The organism is Pseudonocardia sp. HH130630-07 (assembly GCF_001698125.1).
GTDB lineage: Bacteria > Actinomycetota > Actinomycetes > Mycobacteriales > Pseudonocardiaceae > Pseudonocardia.
Window position 1 is genome coordinate 2,191,627 of the sequence record NZ_CP013854.1, and the last position, 17,989, is coordinate 2,209,615.

At 74.6% G+C, this 17,989-nt stretch carries 20 protein-coding genes; 9 read left to right on the forward strand and 11 right to left on the reverse strand.

Features of this window, described 5'->3' with window-relative positions; genetic code table 11:
- Positions 1 to 3 precede the first annotated feature (3 nt).
- Positions 4 to 765 carry a hypothetical protein gene (locus AFB00_RS10640; protein WP_083275425.1) on the reverse strand — a complete coding sequence of 254 codons (762 nt, stop codon included), beginning with the start codon at positions 763 to 765 and terminating at the stop codon, positions 4 to 6.
- Between the two features lie 240 nt (positions 766 to 1,005).
- Here AFB00_RS10640 and AFB00_RS10645 point away from each other — a divergent pair, with 240 nt between their 5' ends.
- Both AFB00_RS10645 and AFB00_RS10650 read left to right on the forward strand, forming a co-directional pair.
- The gene (locus AFB00_RS10645; RefSeq protein WP_068797097.1) at positions 1,006 to 2,361 is read left to right on the forward strand and encodes a septum formation family protein; all 1,356 of its coding nucleotides are present in this window, start codon (positions 1,006 to 1,008) and stop codon (positions 2,359 to 2,361) included.
- 7 nt (positions 2,362 to 2,368) lie between these two features.
- The gene (locus AFB00_RS10650) at positions 2,369 to 2,719 is read left to right on the forward strand and encodes a metallopeptidase family protein (protein ID WP_068797098.1); all 351 of its coding nucleotides are present in this window, start codon (positions 2,369 to 2,371) and stop codon (positions 2,717 to 2,719) included.
- Positions 2,720 to 2,752: 33 nt separating this feature from the next.
- On the opposite strand, the gene AFB00_RS10655 is transcribed toward AFB00_RS10650, so the two are convergent.
- The 3 genes from AFB00_RS10655 to AFB00_RS10665 are packed head-to-tail and all read right to left on the reverse strand — an operon-like array spanning position 2,753 to position 5,360.
- A complete protein-coding gene (locus AFB00_RS10655) occupies positions 2,753 to 3,490 on the reverse strand; it encodes a histidine phosphatase family protein (protein WP_083275427.1) in 738 nt (245 codons plus the stop codon).
- Positions 3,487 to 4,449 (reverse strand): prephenate dehydratase, encoded by a 963-nt coding sequence (gene pheA, locus AFB00_RS10660; RefSeq protein WP_068797099.1) that lies wholly within the window; start codon positions 4,447 to 4,449, stop codon positions 3,487 to 3,489. Before pheA ends, AFB00_RS10655 begins: the two co-directional genes overlap by 4 nt.
- A gap of 2 nt (positions 4,450 to 4,451) precedes the next feature.
- Positions 4,452 to 5,360 carry a hypothetical protein gene (locus tag AFB00_RS10665; protein ID WP_068797100.1) on the reverse strand — a complete coding sequence of 303 codons (909 nt, stop codon included), beginning with the start codon at positions 5,358 to 5,360 and terminating at the stop codon, positions 4,452 to 4,454.
- Positions 5,361 to 5,476: 116 nt separating this feature from the next.
- Here AFB00_RS10665 and AFB00_RS10670 point away from each other — a divergent pair, with 116 nt between their 5' ends.
- Positions 5,477 to 6,256 carry a DUF2470 domain-containing protein gene (locus AFB00_RS10670; protein ID WP_068797101.1) on the forward strand — a complete coding sequence of 260 codons (780 nt, stop codon included), beginning with the start codon at positions 5,477 to 5,479 and terminating at the stop codon, positions 6,254 to 6,256.
- Positions 6,257 to 6,264: 8 nt separating this feature from the next.
- Here the strand turns inward: AFB00_RS10670 and AFB00_RS10675 are convergent, their stop codons facing one another.
- Complete coding sequence (locus tag AFB00_RS10675; protein WP_068797102.1) at positions 6,265 to 6,585, reverse strand: DUF3817 domain-containing protein; 321 nt, start codon at positions 6,583 to 6,585, stop codon at positions 6,265 to 6,267.
- Positions 6,582 to 7,247 (reverse strand): hypothetical protein, encoded by a 666-nt coding sequence (locus tag AFB00_RS34730; protein ID WP_231974528.1) that lies wholly within the window; start codon positions 7,245 to 7,247, stop codon positions 6,582 to 6,584. Before AFB00_RS34730 ends, AFB00_RS10675 begins: the two co-directional genes overlap by 4 nt.
- A gap of 60 nt (positions 7,248 to 7,307) precedes the next feature.
- Between AFB00_RS34730 and AFB00_RS10685 the strand changes: the two genes are divergently transcribed.
- Complete coding sequence (locus AFB00_RS10685; protein ID WP_068797103.1) at positions 7,308 to 8,135, forward strand: CPBP family intramembrane glutamic endopeptidase; 828 nt, start codon at positions 7,308 to 7,310, stop codon at positions 8,133 to 8,135.
- A gap of 344 nt (positions 8,136 to 8,479) precedes the next feature.
- On the opposite strand, the gene AFB00_RS10695 is transcribed toward AFB00_RS10685, so the two are convergent.
- Positions 8,480 to 8,761 carry a hypothetical protein gene (locus AFB00_RS10695; RefSeq protein WP_156819483.1) on the reverse strand — a complete coding sequence of 94 codons (282 nt, stop codon included), beginning with the start codon at positions 8,759 to 8,761 and terminating at the stop codon, positions 8,480 to 8,482.
- Between the two features lie 98 nt (positions 8,762 to 8,859).
- Between AFB00_RS10695 and AFB00_RS10700 the strand changes: the two genes are divergently transcribed.
- Positions 8,860 to 9,879, forward strand: a complete 1,020-nt coding sequence (locus tag AFB00_RS10700) for a hypothetical protein (protein ID WP_068797106.1) — start codon at positions 8,860 to 8,862, stop codon at positions 9,877 to 9,879.
- Positions 9,880 to 9,952: 73 nt separating this feature from the next.
- Complete coding sequence (locus AFB00_RS10705) at positions 9,953 to 10,486, forward strand: ferritin (RefSeq protein WP_068797107.1); 534 nt, start codon at positions 9,953 to 9,955, stop codon at positions 10,484 to 10,486.
- A gap of 64 nt (positions 10,487 to 10,550) precedes the next feature.
- On the opposite strand, the gene AFB00_RS10710 is transcribed toward AFB00_RS10705, so the two are convergent.
- The gene (locus tag AFB00_RS10710; protein WP_068797108.1) at positions 10,551 to 11,486 is read right to left on the reverse strand and encodes a DUF5926 family protein; all 936 of its coding nucleotides are present in this window, start codon (positions 11,484 to 11,486) and stop codon (positions 10,551 to 10,553) included.
- A 20-nt stretch (positions 11,487 to 11,506) separates the two neighbouring features.
- Between AFB00_RS10710 and AFB00_RS10715 the strand changes: the two genes are divergently transcribed.
- Complete coding sequence (locus tag AFB00_RS10715; RefSeq protein ID WP_068797109.1) at positions 11,507 to 12,727, forward strand: cytochrome P450; 1,221 nt, start codon at positions 11,507 to 11,509, stop codon at positions 12,725 to 12,727.
- 172 nt (positions 12,728 to 12,899) lie between these two features.
- On the opposite strand, the gene AFB00_RS10720 is transcribed toward AFB00_RS10715, so the two are convergent.
- The gene (locus AFB00_RS10720) at positions 12,900 to 14,324 is read right to left on the reverse strand and encodes an IS1380 family transposase (RefSeq protein ID WP_068797110.1); all 1,425 of its coding nucleotides are present in this window, start codon (positions 14,322 to 14,324) and stop codon (positions 12,900 to 12,902) included.
- Between the two features lie 243 nt (positions 14,325 to 14,567).
- On the opposite strand from AFB00_RS10720, the gene AFB00_RS10725 reads away from it, so the two are divergent.
- Together AFB00_RS10725 and AFB00_RS10730 are read left to right on the forward strand one after the other, a co-directional pair.
- Positions 14,568 to 15,299: a hypothetical protein gene (locus AFB00_RS10725; protein ID WP_068797111.1), complete on the forward strand. Its 732-nt coding sequence runs from the start codon at positions 14,568 to 14,570 to the stop codon at positions 15,297 to 15,299.
- 144 nt (positions 15,300 to 15,443) lie between these two features.
- Positions 15,444 to 15,869, forward strand: a complete 426-nt coding sequence (locus AFB00_RS10730; protein WP_068797112.1) for a hypothetical protein — start codon at positions 15,444 to 15,446, stop codon at positions 15,867 to 15,869.
- A 764-nt stretch (positions 15,870 to 16,633) separates the two neighbouring features.
- Here the strand turns inward: AFB00_RS10730 and AFB00_RS10735 are convergent.
- Together AFB00_RS10735 and AFB00_RS10740 are read right to left on the reverse strand one after the other, a co-directional pair.
- On the reverse strand, positions 16,634 to 17,656 hold the full coding sequence (locus AFB00_RS10735; protein ID WP_068797113.1) for a DUF4328 domain-containing protein: 1,023 nt from the start codon (positions 17,654 to 17,656) through the stop codon (positions 16,634 to 16,636).
- Between the two features lie 3 nt (positions 17,657 to 17,659).
- The gene (locus AFB00_RS10740; protein ID WP_068797114.1) at positions 17,660 to 17,989 is read right to left on the reverse strand and encodes a rhodanese-like domain-containing protein; all 330 of its coding nucleotides are present in this window, start codon (positions 17,987 to 17,989) and stop codon (positions 17,660 to 17,662) included.

Here is a 17,989-nt window from a genome sequence, read left to right on the forward strand (position 1 = left end):
GCCTCAGCTCCCGCTGGACGAGCCGGAGCCGCCCGAGGACGACGAGCTGGACCCGCCGACCCCGAGCCCGCCGCGCGAGATCGTGCCGCCGGAGGTACCGCTGCGCACGGTGGTGCCGCTCTTGGACGCCGCGGGCGGCGGGCTGACCGTGCCGCCGGTCGCGACCTGCCCGACGCTGCCGGTGCTGCCGTAGTTGTAGTGGTACTGGCGGCCACCGCCACCGAAGAAGATCGGGACGAAGGCGAACCCGCCGCCACCGTCGCTGACCCGGCCCTCCTGGGACGACCCGGCGCAGTTCTCGTCCGGGACGACGACCTGGTTGTCGTCCACGCACTGCGCGACGATCTCCTCGTCCGGGGACGAGGCGGCGTAGACGGCCGCGATCAGGGCGACGACGCCGATCGTGGCGCCGGCACCGATCATCACCCGCTTGGTCGTCTTCGAGCGAGCCTCCTTGAGGCGCACCGCCTCGCGGTCCGCCCGGATCCGCTGCTCACGGGCCCGCTTCTCGGCCAGCGTGGGCTCGCGCGGCGTGGTGCTGCCGTCCTGCTGGCGCATCCGGCCGCGCGGCGCGGCGGGCGGCTCCGGTTCCGCGCCCGCGGGCTCGCCGCCGTCCGGCCGGCCGAGCACCGGCGCGCCCGGTTCCGGCGTCCCGTCGTTCCAGGCCGAACCCGGCGCCCGGTCGACCGGCGTGGGGTCGTCCCCGCCCACCGGTCCGGTCGAGTCGCGCTCCGGCCCGTCGCCGGTGTGCCGTCCGTCGCTCATCGCTGATCACCCATCACTGCAGCCCCCCGGGCCGAACCGTACCGAACCGGACGCCCGCCCCGTCGGCGAACGCCCATCTCGATTCGGACGCGGTTCGTCGTACGGCGGCTCGACGACCGGTCGGGAGGGTCCCGGACCATCGCCGTCACCTGCACGTTCACAGCATGCCGCCGACCGATGGCCGCGCGGAGGACCGGCGGCGCGAGGCGCGGTCCGGCCGGGCTGCATCATGGGAGGGCCATGGATCCCAGCGCCCCGGCCGGCTCCGACCCCGGCACGCCTGCAGAGACCGGTCCCGAGACGACCGGCGAGCAGGCCTACGACGGGTACGACGGCCGGTACTCCCGGGCCCCCGGCGCGACGACGGTGCTGTCCCGGCCGGACGACCCGGCCGCCGCACCGGCCGCACCGGCCGCGGGCCCCACCTCGCTCACCCCGGTCGCCCCCACCCGTCGCCGGGGCACCACCGCGGGGCCGGGCGGTGGCGGCCTGCGCGGCGCCCGGCGGGTCGGGGTCGGGATCCTGGTCGGCGCGTTCCTCATGTTCGCCGTGGCGACGGTCGACTCGCTGCTCGGCGCGCAGGTCCCGGTGCTGGGGTCGTTCGCCTCCTCCGGTGTCCCGACCCGGTCCGAGGAGCCGCCGCCGATGCCCCCGCCGCCGGACACCCCGGGTACCTGCCTGACCTGGAGCCGCAGCGACGCCACCGACACGAAGGCCGTCGACTGCAGCCAGCCGCACCTGTTCGAGCAGGCCGGCCGCGTCGTGCTCACCGACCAGCCGGTGTTCCCGCCGGACGCGGCCTGGCAGAAGCTCGTCGCCGACCGCTGCACCCCGGTCGCCACGAAGTACCTCGGCGAGAAGTTCGACCCGGACGGCAAGTTCCGGGTCGGCGCGCTCAAGCCGTCGGAGACCCGGTGGAACGAGGGTGACCGCGGCATGCGCTGCGGCCTGCAGATGGCCTCGCGCAGCGGTTCGATGTTCCCGATCACCGGCAAGGTCGCGGCCCAGGACCAGTCCGCGGTGCAGCCGGTCGGCACCTGCCTCGGCATCGACGGGCGCACCGTCGGCGACCCGATCGACTGCGCCTCCCCGCACGCCGTGGAGACCGTCGGGCTCGTCGACCTCGGTACCGAGTTCAAGGACGCCTGGCCCTCGGTCGAGGACCAGGACAAGTTCCTGCAACCGGCCTGCACCCAGGCCGCCAACGGCTTCGCCGGCAACGACAAGGTGATCGCCGAGCGGAAGCTCACCGTCTACTGGGGGAACGTGGCCGAGCCGTCCTGGAAGGCCGGCAGCCGCAAGGTCAACTGCAACATCGGCACCCTGCTGCCGGACGGCAGCGGGTTCGCCTCGATCACCGGTTCGGTGAAGGGGAACCTGGTCGTCGGCGACCAGGCGGCGCCGCCCGCGCCGAGCGCACCCGGCGCACCCGCCACACCCGGCGCACCGGCCGCCCCCGGGTCGCCGCAGCCCCCGGCCGAGGGCGGGCAGGCCCCGGTCGAGCAGCCGGAGTCCGACCAGCCCGCCGCGCCGGACTCCGGGGCCGGCGATCCGGACCTGGACGTGCCGCCCGGACTGCCCGGACTCGACGACTGAGGCCCGGATGCCGGTGACCATGCCGCCGGACCGGTTCGACGAGCTGGTCGGCGACGCGCTCGATCTCGTGCCCGCCGAGCTGGCCGGGGCGATGGACAACGTCGTCGTGCTGGTCGAGGACCGCAATCCCGACGAGCCCGACCTGCTCGGCCTCTACGAGGGCGTCGCGCTGACCGAGCGCACGGCGGACTACGCGGGCGAGCTGCCGGACCGGATCACCGTCTACCGCGACGCGGTCCTGGACTTCTGCTCCGACGAGCGCGAGGTCGTCGACGAGGTCGCGATCACCGTGGTGCACGAGATCGCCCACCACTTCGGCATCGCCGAGGAGCGGCTGCACGAGCTCGGCTGGGGCTGAGTGCCCCGGTCACCTCGGTCGCTACGGGTCGACTCAGTGCGGCGAGCGGCGGTGGGCCGGCATCGGGTCCCAGAGCTCGCGCGTCCAGCCGTCGGGGTCGCGGCGGAGCACGACCCGGCCGGAGTTCGGGATCGGGTTGTCCCGGCCGAACTGCTCGTCCGGACGGCCGGTCAGCAGCCCCAGCGCGACGAGCCGGATCGCGGCGCCGTGGCTGACCACGACGACGGCCCCCGAGTCCACGCCGGCCACCGCCGCGTCGACGTCGGGCAGGAAGCGGTCCCAGACGTCGCGCGCCGACTCGCCGCCGGGCATCGGGCGGGTGAGATCGCCGTCCCACCAGGACTCGAAGACGTCGTCGAACATCGCGCGGGCCTCGTCGTCGGTCCGCCGGTCGAGCGCACCGACGAAGACCTCGTGGGCGCCGGCCAGCTCGCCGACCGGCAGGCCGAGCGCGGCGCCGATCGGGGCCGCGGTCTCCTGCGCCCGGGTGGCCCGCGAGGCGTACAGGGCCCGGACCGGCCAGCCGGACAGCAGCCCGGCGACGGCCCTGGCCTGCTCGTGACCGAGCTCGTCGAGCCCCGGGCCGGGCAGGCCGGTGTCCAGCGAGTGCACGACGTTGGCCGGGGTCCGCCCGTGCCGGACCAGCACCAGGCGGACCGCGCCGTCGTCCGGCGGGACCGAGGGCCCGCGGTCGCCGACCCCGACGGCGGCGAAGGACGCGGCGCCGTCGTGCTCGGCGTCGGGGCGCCGGTCGGTGGCGTGCTCGGTCATGTACCGGTCCCCCGTCGGATCGCGTCGAGCCAGCGCTCGGACGTGGCGTGGTCGTCGGCGGTGGGTGTGCGCAGCGGGACGACCGGGCTGCCGGTGCCCGCCGGTGTCACGTCGCCCGGCGCCGGGTCCGACCGCGCGAACGAGCCGAGGTAGATCAGCCGGTCGCACCGCCGGTACAGCGCGGCGAGCGCCTCGCCCATCGCGGGCTCGGCGACGTGCCCGGAACAGTCCAGGTGGAACCAGTACTGGGCGTGCCGGTCCTTCACCGGGCGGGACTCGATCCGGGTGAGGTCGATCCCGCGCACGGTCAGCTCGGTGAGCAGACCCAGCAGCGTGCCCGGCTGGTTCGGGGTCGTCGCGACGAGCGTCGTCCGGTCCCACCCGGTCGGGACGGGCGGCGGGCCGGGGCGGGTCAGCAGCACGAACCGGGTGACGGCGCCGGGGTTGTCGGCGACGTCCTCGGCCAGCACGGCGAGGCCGTGCCGTTGCGCGGCCAGCGGCGAGGCGACGGCCGCGTCCACCTCGCCGCGGGCGGCCTGGGCCGCGGCCTCGGCGGTGGAGCTGGTCACCCGCACCTCGGCGCCGGGCAGGTTCGCCGCGAGCCACTCCCGGGTCTGGGCGATGCCGTGGCCGTGCGAGGCCACCGTCGTGATGTCGCCGGTCCCGGTCCCGGGCCGCCCCATCAGGCTGAACCGGACGGCGACCCGCGCCTCCTCGGCGATCACCAGGCGCGGTTCCTCCACGAGCCCGTCGAGCACCGGCGGGACGGCGCCCTCCACGGTGTTCTCGATCGGGACGCAGCCGGCGTCGACCGATCCGTCGCGGACGGCGGCCAGCACCGCGGGCGCACCCGCGATCGGGACCAGCTCGGCGTCCGCGGCCGCGGGCAGGGTGCGCAGCGCCTGCTCGGTGAAGGTGGCGTTCGGGCCCAGGAAACCCAGGCGGAGCCGGCTCGGCACGCTCAGTCCAGCAGCCCGAGCGCGACGAGATCGGCGATCGGCACCGGGTCCGGGTCGACGCCGCAGCGGGGCAGCACCGTCCGGACCTGCTCGACCGCCGCCTCCGGCAGCTCGTCCAGCTCGCGGGCCAGCTGCTCGCCGTCGGTGCACTCCAGCGCGTCCTCGGCCGGGTCCGGCGAGGCGCTGACCCCGGTCATCCGGGCGACCGCGACGATCAGGTTCAGCAGGCCGTGCCGGCCGCGGGGCAGCGCGTCCGACGGCTCCTCGCGCACGATCCGGTCGAGGCCCTGCGCCGAGATCCCGCCGGTACCGCTCTCCAGGCCGGCCTGCAGGAAGCTGTACACGTCGGGCACCGACGGGACGGCCGACGGCCGCGGGCCGCCGAGACGGATCTTCGGGGTGCAGCCGTGCTCGGCGACCTTCCGGACGGCGGCCAGCCAGGCCTCGGTGCCCGGCTCGTCACCCTCCACCGGGCGGCGCGGCTCGACGACCGGCGTCACCTCGTCCGGGACGAACTCCGAGACCCGTTCCAGCCAGACGCCGTCGACGTCCGGCGGGGCGGCGCACTCGACGGTGCTCGGTGTGAGCAGGCTCGACCGGGAGAACACGGTGGACAGGGCCTTGGGCACGGCGCCGAGGCCGGTGTCCACCACCAGGGCGAGGTCGGCGGGCCGGCTCGGGGCCGAGCGGGCGAGCTCGGTCACCACCGCCGGCAGCTGCGAGGCCGGGCACACCAGCCGTCCGATGAGGCCTCCGTAGTGGCCGTCGCGAGCGGCCAGGTAGCGCGACACCACGGCGTCGACTCCCGGTGCGACGGTCCTGGGCTGCAGCAGGCTGGTGTCGTCGACCAGCGATGCCAGCAGCGGACGGATCGGCCACGGGTCGGCAGTGGAACCCGAGGGCACGGTCATCACGTCGTCGACGCTAACGGTCGGGTCACGACGCGTGGACAACGGGGGTTGTCCGGAAGCCTGGACAGGGCGCACTCACAACTGATTAGGTAAGGGTTGCCTAATCGGAGGTGAGAGTGGGAACCACCCGCACGCGACGCCCCCCGACGCCCGTCGTCGCCGAGCGCGCACGCAGCCTGGTCAGCCGGGGCGGCCGCGCCGCACTCGTCGGGACCGGGGAGCCGGAGCCCTGCACGCCCCTGATGCACCACACCTGGCCGGACGGGACGACCGACCTGCTCCTCCCGGACGACCACCGGGTGCGCGAGCAGGCCCGGCGGTCCGCCGACGGCGTCCCGGTGATGCTGGAGCTGACCGGTTCGACGCCGGTGCCGCTGCCCGAGCCGGTGCGGGAGCTCCTGTGGCTGCTGGGCCGGCTGCACGAGCCGGACCCGGGTACCGGGCGGGAGCGGGCGCTGCGCCTCGCCGAGAAGGCACCGCACCCCAACCTGCTCGACGCCGGCCGCGGCGCGACGATGCTGCGGCTGCACCCGTCGTCGGCGGTCTACTCCGACGCCGAGGGCTGCGCCCCGGTCTCACCGGCCGAGTTGGCGGCGGCCGAGCCGGACCCGTTCTGCCGGGTGGAGCAGCCCTGGCTGGAGCACCTGGACCAGGCGCACCCCGAGATGCTGTGCGCGCTGCGCCGGCACCTCCCGCACGGCCTGCGGGGGATCGACGGCCGGATCCGGCCGATCGGCGTCGACCGGTGCGGGCTGCGGGTGCGCGTCCCGGCGCCGGGCGGCGGGACGCAGGACGTCCGGCTCGCGTTCTCCGCCGAGGCCACGACACCCGCCGAGCTGCAGCACCGGTTCGCCGAGCTCGTCGGCTGCCCGGTGCTGCACGAGCCGGAGGGCTGAGCTCCTGCTCAGGCCGCCCCGGCGAGGTGTTCGGCCTGCACCTTGTGGGTGACCTTGCGCTCGGCGACGAAGGACGCGACCGGGATCGTGCCCGCCGCCAGGATGATCACCGCGAACACCGGCTTCCACCGGCACCGCTCGGCCAGGATCAGCGTGCACACGATGTAGATCATGTAGAGGAAGCCGTGCACCATGCCGATCAGCGCGACCGGCCGCGGGTCGCCGAAGAGGTACTTGGCCGGCATCGCGTAGAACGTCAGCAGCAGCAGGCCGACACCCGTGACCCAGGCCGAGATCCGGTAGGCCTTCAAGGCTCGTGCGACGGTCACGGGGTCGACTCCTCATGCCGGACCGCCAGGCGGGCCAGCTCCTCGTTGTAGGCCCGCAACTGCGGGTCGGTGCCCCGGGGCGCGGTCGCGCCCGCCGGGCGGGACGTGAACGGCGACGGCCGGGCCGCCTCCGCCGGGGCGTCACCGGGCGGCTGCCCGGCTGCCGATCCGGCGCGGTCTCCGTGTCCGGTTCCGTCTGCGTGCGGGGTTCCGGGCGCGCTCTCGGTCCCGGCTCCGGGCGCGTCCGCACGGCCGGGGCCGGCCGTGCTCCCGTGGCCGGGCACCGCCGCGGCGCCGGTTCCGTGTCCGGTACCGGCTGCCGGAGCGTTCGCGGGGACGCCGGGTGCGGCCGTGCTCGGGCGACCGGCGGCCACGACGGGTTCCGGCCCGGCCGTCGTCCGCACGGGCTCGCCGTCCGGCGCCCCGTCGAACCCGGCCGCGCGCAGCTCGCGGACCTCCAGACGCAGGAACCGCCACCACATGACGCCGAAGAACACCGCGAAGACCGGCCACTGCAGGCCGTAGCCGATGTTCAGCGCCGAGCCCATCGCGGACCCGGCCCGCTGCCACTGCCAGACCGCGAGCCAGGCACAGGTCACCATGGCGCCGAGGGTGAGGACGTGCCAGACCATCCACCGTCGGGACAGCAACAGCCGGATCACGCCGACCAGGGTACGCAACCGGGTGACCGCCGGGTGACGCCTCCTTCCGGCGGCGGTGCCATGATCGGCGGCGTGACGACGGCGGCGAGCGGCCTGCGAGCGTGGTTCTCCCCGCCCCGGCCGCCGGACCCGGAGCCGGTGACCGACCGCCGGGAACGACGGCTGATCGGCCTGGAGATCGCCGTCGTCCTGACCGTGACGCTCGGGCTGTCCGGCCTGCGCAGCGCACTGTCCCTGGTGGAGGCGCTGCTCGCACCGGCCCCGCTGGCCGACCAGCAGGTCACCCTGAACGCCCCGGCGTCCACCGACGCGTGGATCGACCTGGCGTTCCAGCTGGTCCGCGCCCTGCAGCTGGCCGGGTGGGGCGCGCTCGCCGCGTACCTGCTGCTGCGGGCCGGGTTCGCACTGCGCCGGGTCGGGCTCGACGGCCGCCGCCCCGGCCGGGACGCACTGCACTCGGCCGGGCTGGCCGCGCTGATCGGGATCCCCGGCCTCGGGCTCTACCTCGTCGGCCGGCTCGCCGGCATCACCCCGGACGTCGCCCCGAGCACGCTCACCGACGTCTGGTGGCGGATCCCGATGCTGGTCCTGTCCGCCGCGGCGAACTCCTGGGCCGAGGAGGTGGTCATGATCGGCTACCTGCTCACCCGCTTCCGCCAGCTGGGCTTCTCGGAGAACCGGTCCGCGCTCCTCGCGGGCGTGCTGCGCGGTGCCTACCACCTCTACCAGGGCGTGGGCGCGTTCGTCGGGAACCTGGTCATGGGCCTGGTGTTCGCCCGCTACTGGCAGCGCACCAACCGGCTGTGGCCGCTGGTGGGGGCGCACCTGCTGATCGACATCGTCGCGTTCGTGGGGTACGCCCTGCTGGTGGACGTCCTGCCGTTCTGACGCCGGGGTGTCCCGACCGCCCGTCCGGCTCGCCGCGACCCGGCTCCGTGGGTGGCATCCCGGTATCCGGTGCTTCGGGTGGGCCGGGTCCGGAGATCGACTTCTCGGTGACGTCCGGGATCCGATCACCGGTCGTCGATGCGGTGCAGCGCCCGTCTCCCCGGTGAGCGCGCTCCGCTCGCCACGAGCGACCGGGTTGCGACGGGCGCGACTCCGGTCCCGACGAGGGCTCGATCCGCGCCGGTGGCCCGCTCCGGAGCCCTGTACCGGGCCTGCACCCTCATGATCGGTTTCTCGGCGACGATCAGTGCCGTCAGTGGCACCGAACGCACACCGAGATCCGATCACCGGGGATCGCCGGCGAGCCCCTCACCCCGCTCCCCCGCCGGCGGTCCCCGGACCGGGTCGCGGCGCGGGCCCGTGGGCCGGTGCCGGTCCCCGGCCAGACGTGCACCCTGCTCGGCGGCGGAGTGCAGCCGGCACGGCCAGCGGGACGCGAGCCCGGTCTGCGAGCCACAGGCACGGCACCGCCCGTCCGGGCGTGCGGTGTGCGTCGCGAGCAACGCAGCACGCAGGGTATCGTGGTCGGCGAGGAGCCGGGCGAGGTCCGAGACGTCTCTGGTCACCCGCTCAGCCTCCGGTTCCCTGCGCTGCGCGTTCACCCCCCGGCGCCGGGTGGGTGACCGCCCGGTTCCCGGTCCGGCCGGGAGTACCGTGCCGTTTCATGACAGGGCGACGCGAACAGCTGCTGTTCGCCGGATCGCTGCGCGCCACCGGAGCCGCACCCCCGGCGATCGCCCGTCAGCTGCGGGACCGGTTCGCCGTCCGCGCGCTCGCGGCCATGCGGCTCGCCCACGGTTGGAGCCAGTCGGAGGCCGCGGCCGAGTGGACCCGGCGCTGGCCCGACGCCCCGCGGACGTTCAAGAACTTCTCCTACTGGGAGAACTGGCCGGGTCCGAGCGGCCACGCACCGTCGGTCGACGTGCTCGAACGCCTCTCCCGGCTCTACGCCTGCGGGGTGCACGACCTGCTGGCCGACCTCCCCGACCACGGCGCCGGGGACGGGGACCCGGCCGACGCCGAGACGCTGGCGTGGCAGGTCCGCAACCTCGACCTGCCGGAGCTGACCCGAGCGGTGACCCGCTGGGCCGACCGTGTCGAGCACCAAGAGCGCCGGGCATGGTTGCTCAAGCTGAGCACCGCTGCCGCAGCGGGCGCGTCCGTCATCGGGTCCGATTCCGGACGACCTGGACTCACAGTCGTCCGTGCGGCGCCGGACGAGAGCGACAGGCTGACCGGAATCTGGCTGAGCCGATACACCTACGTCAGTACCTCGCGCGGCCCCATCGAGCGTCGGCACCACATGACGGTGGACGAGGACCGGAACGGAGGAGTGACGGTCATGAGCACCGACGGATCGAACGACTCCCCCGCCCAGCTCGACCTGTTCCGCGAACGTCAGGCACTCACCGGGACGTGGACCGAGTACACCGCCCCGGACGGCCACTACCGCGGCGCCCGCTACCACGGTGCGATCAAGCTGGTGCTCGACCCGACCGGCCGGGCCGCGAGCGGCCGCTGGGTCGGCTTCGACCGGGCCGGTGAGGTGGACAGCGGGCCGTGGCACCTGTCACTGCTGACGACCCGGACCGGGCCCGCCACCGTCCGCGAGTACGCCAGTCCGGCGGCTCCGGAGAGCGTCGGCGATGCATCGAGAAAGGGCCCCTCACCTGGAGAAAGGTGAACCTGGCCAACTGAGACCGAACTCAACTCTGGAGTGGTTCAAGAAAGTCTCGGGCGGGTCTAATCTGGTCACCATGACCGACGACACGAAGTTCCACGCCCTGCTCCGCGACCAGGTCCGCAGCGAGTTCACCGCGAGCCAGCAGTACCTGGCCATCGCCGTCTGGCTGGACGACGAGGACCTCCCGCAGCTGGCCGCGCACTTCTACGCGCAGGCCGTCGAGGAGCGCAACCACGCCCTGAGCATGGTCCAGTTCCAGCTCGACAACGACATCAAGGCCACGATCCCGGGGATCGACGCCGTCCGCACCGAGTTCGCCTCGGTCGAGGACGTCGTGCAGCTCGCGCTGACCCAGGAGAAGCAGGTCACCGAGCAGATCACCGCGCTCGCCCGCACCGCCCGCGACGAGGGCGACTACCTCGGCGAGCAGTTCATGCAGTGGTTCCTCAAGGAGCAGGTCGAGGAGGTCGCCTCCATGACGACGCTGCTCACCGTCGTCCGCCGGGCCGGCGACAACCTGTTCCACATCGAGGACTTCGTCGCCCGCGAGCTGACGGGCGAGGCGGCCGACGCGACCGCACCCGCGGTCGCCGGCGGCCGCCTCTGAGGCCGGTCCACCCCGTCGGTCCGCCCGGGGCCCGGTGCCACGCGCACCGGGCCCTGCGGGGCGGTCAGCGCAGGGTGATCTGCTTGCCCGCCAGCACTGCGCGCGCCCGGTGCTCGGTGTCGCTCAGCGGCTTCTCCGCCAGACCGGCCAGCACCTCGTCGAGCCGCTTCGCGAACTCGGCGGCCGGGGCTCCCCACTCCGAGGAGTGCGACTCCCGGTCCACGTCCCACACCGGGACGACCAGGCCGTGCGCCCGGAACGACCCGGCGTAGCGCGAGCCCTCGCCCAGCTCCAGCCCGCCCTGGTCGGACAGCCGGGCCAGCGCGGCCATCAGCGTCGGCTCGTCCTCGGTGCGCACCCACCGCACGTGCGCCTTCGACCCGGTGTCGACCCAGTACGCGCCCCGCACGCCCGGCCCCGCGACCGCCTCGGTCGGCATGATCACCGAGTTGGCGCGCTCCAGCATCGCCTGCGCCTCGGGATCCGGCTCGCCGCCGGGGATCCACCAGGAGAAGTCGGCGTGCACCGTCGGCTCCAGCGCCGTCTCCGGCTCCAGCACGTCCTGCAGCCGCTCGGCGGTCCGCCGGTCCGGTCCGACCACCGGCAGCGAGGACCCGGGCTCCGCCGAGCGGGCCCAGGCGAGCGCCCCGGCGAGGTCGGTGGACAGGTCGCCGGACCGGGTCTGGACCTGCATGCCGATCAGGACGTCACCGTTGTCCCGCACGATCGCCGCGGACGCGCCGGGCAGCACCGACGCCAGCGTCACCGGGCCGCCGGAGCGGACCGGCAGGGCCGCCGTCGCGGACGGGAGGAACTCCCGCATGGCGACGAGATCGGGCTCGGCGGCCAGTCCCTCGAACGGCCGGACGACGATGATGTCGTCACCGGCCCCGTGACAGACCTTGTACCGCTTGCCCGACCCGCACGGGCACGGCCGCCGCGGGTTGTCGGCGGCGGATACCTCGGACCGGGTGGCTCGGTTGCGCGTCTTCTTGCCCATCCGCGGCAAGGTAGCGGGTCATGCATGCCTTCGATCCGGCCGACCCCGGTTTCCTCGCCGATCCGTACCCCGCCTACGCCGCACTCCGCGCCGCCGGGCCGGTGCACGACCATCCCGGGCTCGGCGTCCCGGTGGCCGTGACCCACGCGGCCTGCTCGGCGGTGCTGCGCGACCGGGGACTGGGCCGGATCTGGTCCGACGCCGAGCCCGCGGCCGAGCTGACGTCGTTCAACCTGCTGCACCGCAACTCGTTGCTGGAGCGTGAGGGCGAGCCGCACACCCGGCTGCGCCGGCTCGTCGCGTCCGCCTTCGCCCGCGGGCACACCGAGCGCCTGGCCCCGCTGGTCCGGGCCCGCGCCGAGGCACTCGTCGACGACCTGGCCGGGCGGTCCGGCGACGGCGCCCCCGCCGACCTCGTCGAACTGGTCGCCGAGCCGCTGCCGGTCCTGGTGATCGCCGACCTGCTGGGCGTCCCGGAGACGAGGCGGGGGCCGCTGCGGGCGTGGTCGGACGCGATCGTGCGGATGTACGAACCCGACCCCGGTGACGACGGCCGGGCCGCCGCCGAGCGGGCGTCCGCCGGATTCGTGGCGATGGTCCGCGACCTCATCACCGAACGCCGGTCGGGTGCGCCGGCCACGCACCCGGGCGACGGGCGGGACCTCGTCGGCGACCTGCTCGCCGTCCGTGACACCGACGACGGCACCGAGGGGGCGATCTCCGACGACGAGATCGTCGGCACCGCGGTGCTGCTGCTCATGGCGGGGCACGAGGCGACGGTGAACGTCATCGGCAACGGGGTGCACGCCCTGCTCCGGCACCCGGACCAGTGGCGACGGCTCGTCGCCGACCCGGGGTTGCTGGGCACCGCCGTCGAGGAGCTGATCCGGTTCGACGCGCCGCTGCAGCTGTTCGAGCGCACCGCGGTCGCCGACACGACGGTCGCCGGGCACCCCGTCCCGGCCGGCACCCGGATCGGCGCACTGCTGGGGGCCGCCGGGCGGGACCCGGCCGCGTTCGCGGAACCGGACCGGCTCGACGTCGGCCGCTCGCCGAACCCGCACCTCGGGTTCGGGGCCGGGGTGCACTACTGCCTCGGCGCGCCGCTCGCCCGGCTCGAGGTCGCGGAGGTGCTGCGGGCGCTGCTGCGCCGGATGCCGGACGCGGCCCTGGACGGCGCCCCCGTCCGTCGGCCGCGGTTCGTCATGCGCGGCTGGACGGAACTGCGGCTGACCGGATGAGCCGAACGGCCGCATTCGCACTAGCCCTGGTGATTCACGGAGCTGCGGATTGACCGCGTGATCGGCTGGCGGCGGATCCGGTCCGGTTCGTTCGATGGGTGGGCATGGCGAAGGGGCCGGCCTGCGCGTTCTGCCGGGAGCTCCCGCCGCTCGTCGTGTCGGGCTTCGGAGATCAACCAGCAGGAACAGGCAACGCGCACAGCCGCGCGAACGCGCGGGCGAGATCGACCGCCCAGGGCCAGGACCGTTGGATGCGGACCCAGACTCGGCGTTGCCCGCGGGTGATCCGCGCGGCGGTGTGCAACAACCGGTAGCGCAACGCCTTCGGCTCGACCTTCGCCAGGTCGCCGTCGAGAAGCAGGCGCTGGGTCCAGGTGATCAGGTCGACCGCGAGCATGACCACGGTCAACCACGCCGCGTTGACGGCGAAGGACCGGGACGGGAAGTGGTTGAGGCCGGTGTCCTTGCCGCAGCGGATCCGGTCCTCGACCCGGGCGTGGGCGCGGTGGCGGGCGTCGAGGAAGGCGAGCTGCCCGACGCGGGTGTCGGTGGCGAACGCGGTGTAGCGCCAGCCGTCACGCTCCTCGAACGCATCGAGCTGCGCGCCGGGATGCGGCCGTTCACGACGGACGACAACGCGGGTCCCGGCCGGGTAGTCGACCAACGCGGAGGCGGGGAGCAAGCCGGTGATCTCGGCCAGCCCGGCGCCGTCACGGTGCCCGCCGTCAGCGTCGACCGCCTCGGCCCACACCGTCTTCGGGACCAGGCTGATCACGGTGCGTTCGCGGTCGGTGACGGCCCAGCCGACGGAGAACTCACAGCTCACCGCTGTGTCTTGTTGCGCTCGGATGTGGGCGAGGAAGGCTTTCGTGGCGCCCGCGGTGTCGGTGCGGACCAGGATCGGGTGCCCGTGACGGAACGCGTCAGGGATCTGGGCGAGCGCGTCGTCGAGCACGCTGATGTGATCCGCGGCGGTGTTCGCACCGGCGTTCCCGCGGCGCAAGCGGGCGGCGAGGAACTCGCCGGTGTTGTCGCAGAACGCCAGCATCGGGTGATACCCGAACGTCTTCTTGAACGTGGGCGTGGCCTGTTCCTTCTCGCTGTGGGCGATGACGATCGTGGCGTCGAGATCGATCACCAGCACGTCCCGGCCGTGCCGGCGCAGGTCGCGGCCGGCGACCCGAGCCGCGGGAAACGCGCGACCATCGACGTCGGCGTGCTGGGCCCAGACCACCTCCCGGGCCCGCGCCCGCCCCGCCGCGATCGAGGACAACCGGCGCTCGTCGAGCTTGTCGAGCAGTCGCCAGCAGGTCGAGTCCGATGCCACCGACCCGAACACCGCGCCCTGATCGGCCAGGACCGCGATCTCGCAGATCCTCGTGGCCCCGTCGGCGACCGCGACGGCCAGATCGACCAGCACCCGCCCCGGATCATGACGCGCCCGAGCTCGTCGCAGCGGTGCGAGCGCGGTCGAGAGTTCACTGGCCAACGTGGTCCGGTCGGCGACATCGGCCAGCAGACGCGACCCGACGTGCGACACCACCCCAGCGCCGTCGGCGGTCACGATGACCGGTGGGCGCGTGCTTGTAGTCTGCACTCGGAAAGTGCCTCCTCGACCATGGCGGACAGGGCTTCGACACCCGCTGTCTTACCTGGTCACGAGGCACTTTCTTCAGTTGGGGTCGGAGATCACCGGCACAACCCGTGAAGAGTCCGGGCTAGCCCGTCGGACCGAATGAGGGATTCCTACGGCAGAATTGCCGATACCTACTCCTGCGCGGCGCGCCCGGCGAACGGGGGGCCGTAGGAAATCACCCCGGTACATGATGGAATCTCTCCGATGGAATCGTGGTCGGAACTGCTCGGCCGCGCCCTGGACACTCCCGGCGCGCGGTACGCCCGCCTGACCGACCCCGCCAGCGGTTCGGTCGTCGCCGCGCGCGGCACCCCGGCACCCGACGCCGGACCGGCGGCGGCCGTCACCGGGTGGGCGGCGGCGGAGGAGGCGTCCGGGCACCCGCTCGACGACGCGGTGATCACGACGGACACCGCGTACCACCTCGTCCGGACGCTGCCCGGCGACCGGGCGCCGCTGCTGGTCTACCTGTGCGTCGACCGGACCCACGGCAACCTGGCACTCGCCAGGAGGACCCTCGTCTCGCTCCGTCGATACCCCCTTCCACCTGGGAACACATCCGGATCGGAAGTATCCGGTGGCCCACTCGTGCCCGCCCAGGCGCCGGCACCGGCGATCGAACGGACCCCGTCGGCGATCCCGCTCCCGCGGCGGGGGTCGGGCGCCACGACGCCGTCGGCGCCGCCCGTCCGGGTGCCCGTGCCGGTCGTCACGCCGTCGCCGTCGCCGCGGGTGGACCGGGCCGGTCCGGCGCCGTCCCCGGTGCCGGCGGCCGGAGCCGCACCTGCGGACCGGAACCGGCCCACGGATCCGGCGCTGCACCCGCGGAACCCGGTGGAACCGCCGGGCGGCCGGTGGGCCGACGATCTCCGGACAATGGCCCGGATCCTCGCCGGACTGCGCCGCATGGATCGGTCGCACCCCACAGATGGTTGACGCCCGTCAATTCGGGGTTATCGTTGTCGGTCTCGGCGGTGACCACGACGCAGATCCATTCCTCGGCCCCCCGGAGGAATGACCGCCGAGCCACGCTCCTCGAACTCGAATACGGCAGCACCGCGCCGTTCGGAGGCACTTAGCATGAACAACATCGATCGTTCGCTGGACATGGCGGCCAACATCAAGGGCGCCTTCGCGGTCGCGATCGTGGACTTCGACAGCGGCATGACGCTCGGGTCCCGCGGCGGCAGCCCGGAGTTCGACCTGGACGTCGCCGCCCCGGGCAACTCCGAGGTGGTCCGCACCAAGCTCGAGGTGATGCACAAGCTCGGGCTGCGGGAGACCATCGAGGACATCCTGATCACGCTGGACACCCAGTACCACCTGATCCGGATCATCCGGGGCACCGACGAGCAGCTGTTCTTCTACCTCGTCCTGAACCGGGCCCAGGCCAACCTGGCCATGGCCCGGCGCGACCTGCGCGTCATCGAGCAGCAGTTCGCGATGGCGTCGCCGCAGACGGCACCGCAGCCGGCCGGGCAGGCGTACTTCCCGGCGCAGCGCTGACGACCGACCCCGGAGACCGCACGGAGCCGCCAGCCACATGGGACGACACCGGCACGACGTGGCGGTCCGGACCGACGGCCTCGCCGTCGTGCTCGGACCGCTCCTCGCCGACCCCCGGATCCGGTCCGCCGCCCTGATCGACGTGGACAGCGGGATGGTCCTCGACGTCTGCGGGCCGGACACCGCCACCGGCCGGCTCGGCAGCGGGCGGGCGGCCGACCACGACCACCGGGACGAGGTGCGCGGCGCCGCCCACGCGGAGCTGGTGCGGATCGGGCTCGCGCTCGCCCCCGGCTCCGGTGGCGTCCTGGGCCTGGTCCTCGACGCCGGCCCGGACCGGCACGTGCTGCACACGGTCACCGACCCGCACGGTGGCCGGCTCGCGCTGTCGGTCGTCGTCCGCGGGCCGGACCGGATCGTCGCGAAGGTGCGCAAGCGCCTGCGTGAGGTGTCCGGACCGGCGCTGACCGCCGGACCGTCGGTCGCCGTGCGACCCGGCTCCGCGGCCTGGGCCCCGACCGGCGCCGTGCCGACCAGCGCCGTGCCGACCAGCGCCGTGCCGACCAGCGCCCCGCAGACCAGCGCCCCGCAGACCAGCGCCCCGCAGACCGGAGCCCTGCCGACCAGCACCGTGCGGAGCGGCATCGCCCAGATCGGTGCGGTCCCTGCCGGACCGGTGCCGGGTGCTCCGGTGCCGACCGGACCGGAGCGGGCCGACGAGCCCGACCGCCCGGACGTCGCGGCGACCGCTCCGCACCGGGCCGTCAGCGCACCGGTGCGGTCGTACCCTCCGCGACCGGGGGCGCCGCTGTCGGCGATGCTCCCCGGTCCGGTCCCGGCGTCGTCGCAGGCCCGCCCGGGCCCGCCCGGACCAGCAGCTCCCGCGGACCGTCCGGATCCGGCTCCAGCAGACCGCTGAGCCGGCGCACCACCCGGACCGTCCAGTACGCCGTCACCGCAGCCAGCAGGTTCGCCCACACGTGCAGCAGCACGCCGTCGGCCAGTGCCTGGGTCCCGGTCCGGAACCGCCACGCCAGCGTGACCGCGCCCAGCACCACCGAGGCGATCCACAGGCCCCACCAGACGAGCAGGTCCCGCGACGGCCGCGGGCGCCGGTCCGCCGGGAGCTCCAGCGCGGAGTGCTCGATCTCGCCGAGCAGCGATCCCGGGGCCGCGAGGTTCCAGCCCGGCACCAGCCAGCCGGCGACGACCGACCGGCGGCTCCGCCACGCCCGCGTCCCGGACCGCTCGGCCGCCGCGCGGTAGGCCGCGAGGCTCCACGAGATCGTGAGCACCCCGCCGGCGACCAGCGCGACGATCGACGACCAGCCGCCGAACCAGACCATCGCGTCCGACCAGCCGACCGCGGTCGGTGACAGCGCGTCCGACAGGCTGGCCACGAGCAGGCCGTAGCGCCACAGCTCGGCCGCCGCGGCGACGACGCCCATCGCGACCGTCACCCACAGCACCGGGATCAGCTGACCGGCCAGCCAGCGGGTCCGGTCCAGCGCACGGCCGGCCGCACCCGCGGCGGCCGGCGGCGGCCGGCGCCAGGGGCCCACCGGCAGGCCCCAGGACGGGATCGACCGGTACCGCGGCGGCCCGGTGTAGCCGGCCCGCCGGGCCCGGCCGGTCGCAGGAGGAGCGACGCCGCCCCCGGGCACCGTCGCGACCCAGTCGAGCGCCGCGAGGTAACGGCCGCACCACGGGCAGAACGCGCCGCTGCCGTCCGGCGCCGTCCGGCCGCACCGTGGGCACGGCGCGGCCGCCTTCCCGGGCGCGGGCACGGGTCAGGCGATCCGGGGTGCGCTGCCGTCGTCGGTGACCACGTCGCGGCCCGACGCCGACCACTCCTGCATGCCGCCCGCGACGTTCACCGCCGGGAAGCCCTGCTGGGCCAGGTAGGCCACGACCCGGGCGGACCGGCCGCCGGAGCGGCAGACGACGTAGAGCGGGTCGTCGCCGGGGATCTCCCCGGTCCGGCCGGCGAGCTCCGACATCGGCAGGTGCCGGGCCGCCGGGGCGTGCCCGGCGGTCCACTCGTCGAGCTCCCGGACGTCCAGCATCGGGGCGTCGGCGGGGACGTCGGACACGCTCACGGTGGGCACCTGGTCGGACAT

Excerpts from the sequence above, each read along its gene's own strand:
- AFB00_RS10640 (WP_083275425.1), bottom strand. The coding sequence starts at position 765 with ATGAGCGACGGACGGCACACCGGCGACGGGCCGGAGCGCGACTCGACC.
- AFB00_RS10645 (WP_068797097.1), top strand. The coding sequence starts at position 1,006 with ATGGATCCCAGCGCCCCGGCCGGCTCCGACCCCGGCACGCCTGCAGAG.
- AFB00_RS10650 (WP_068797098.1), top strand. The coding sequence starts at position 2,369 with ATGCCGGTGACCATGCCGCCGGACCGGTTCGACGAGCTGGTCGGCGAC.
- AFB00_RS10655 (WP_083275427.1), bottom strand. The coding sequence starts at position 3,490 with ATGACCGAGCACGCCACCGACCGGCGCCCCGACGCCGAGCACGACGGC.
- AFB00_RS10665 (WP_068797100.1), bottom strand. The coding sequence starts at position 5,360 with ATGACCGTGCCCTCGGGTTCCACTGCCGACCCGTGGCCGATCCGTCCG.
- AFB00_RS10685 (WP_068797103.1), top strand. The coding sequence starts at position 7,308 with ATGATCGGCGGCGTGACGACGGCGGCGAGCGGCCTGCGAGCGTGGTTC.
- AFB00_RS10700 (WP_068797106.1), top strand. The coding sequence starts at position 8,860 with ATGACAGGGCGACGCGAACAGCTGCTGTTCGCCGGATCGCTGCGCGCC.
- AFB00_RS10705 (WP_068797107.1), top strand. The coding sequence starts at position 9,953 with ATGACCGACGACACGAAGTTCCACGCCCTGCTCCGCGACCAGGTCCGC.
- AFB00_RS10710 (WP_068797108.1), bottom strand. The coding sequence starts at position 11,486 with ATGGGCAAGAAGACGCGCAACCGAGCCACCCGGTCCGAGGTATCCGCC.
- AFB00_RS10715 (WP_068797109.1), top strand. The coding sequence starts at position 11,507 with ATGCATGCCTTCGATCCGGCCGACCCCGGTTTCCTCGCCGATCCGTAC.
- AFB00_RS10725 (WP_068797111.1), top strand. The coding sequence starts at position 14,568 with ATGGAATCGTGGTCGGAACTGCTCGGCCGCGCCCTGGACACTCCCGGC.
- AFB00_RS10730 (WP_068797112.1), top strand. The coding sequence starts at position 15,444 with ATGAACAACATCGATCGTTCGCTGGACATGGCGGCCAACATCAAGGGC.
- AFB00_RS10740 (WP_068797114.1), bottom strand. The coding sequence starts at position 17,989 with ATGTCCGACCAGGTGCCCACCGTGAGCGTGTCCGACGTCCCCGCCGAC.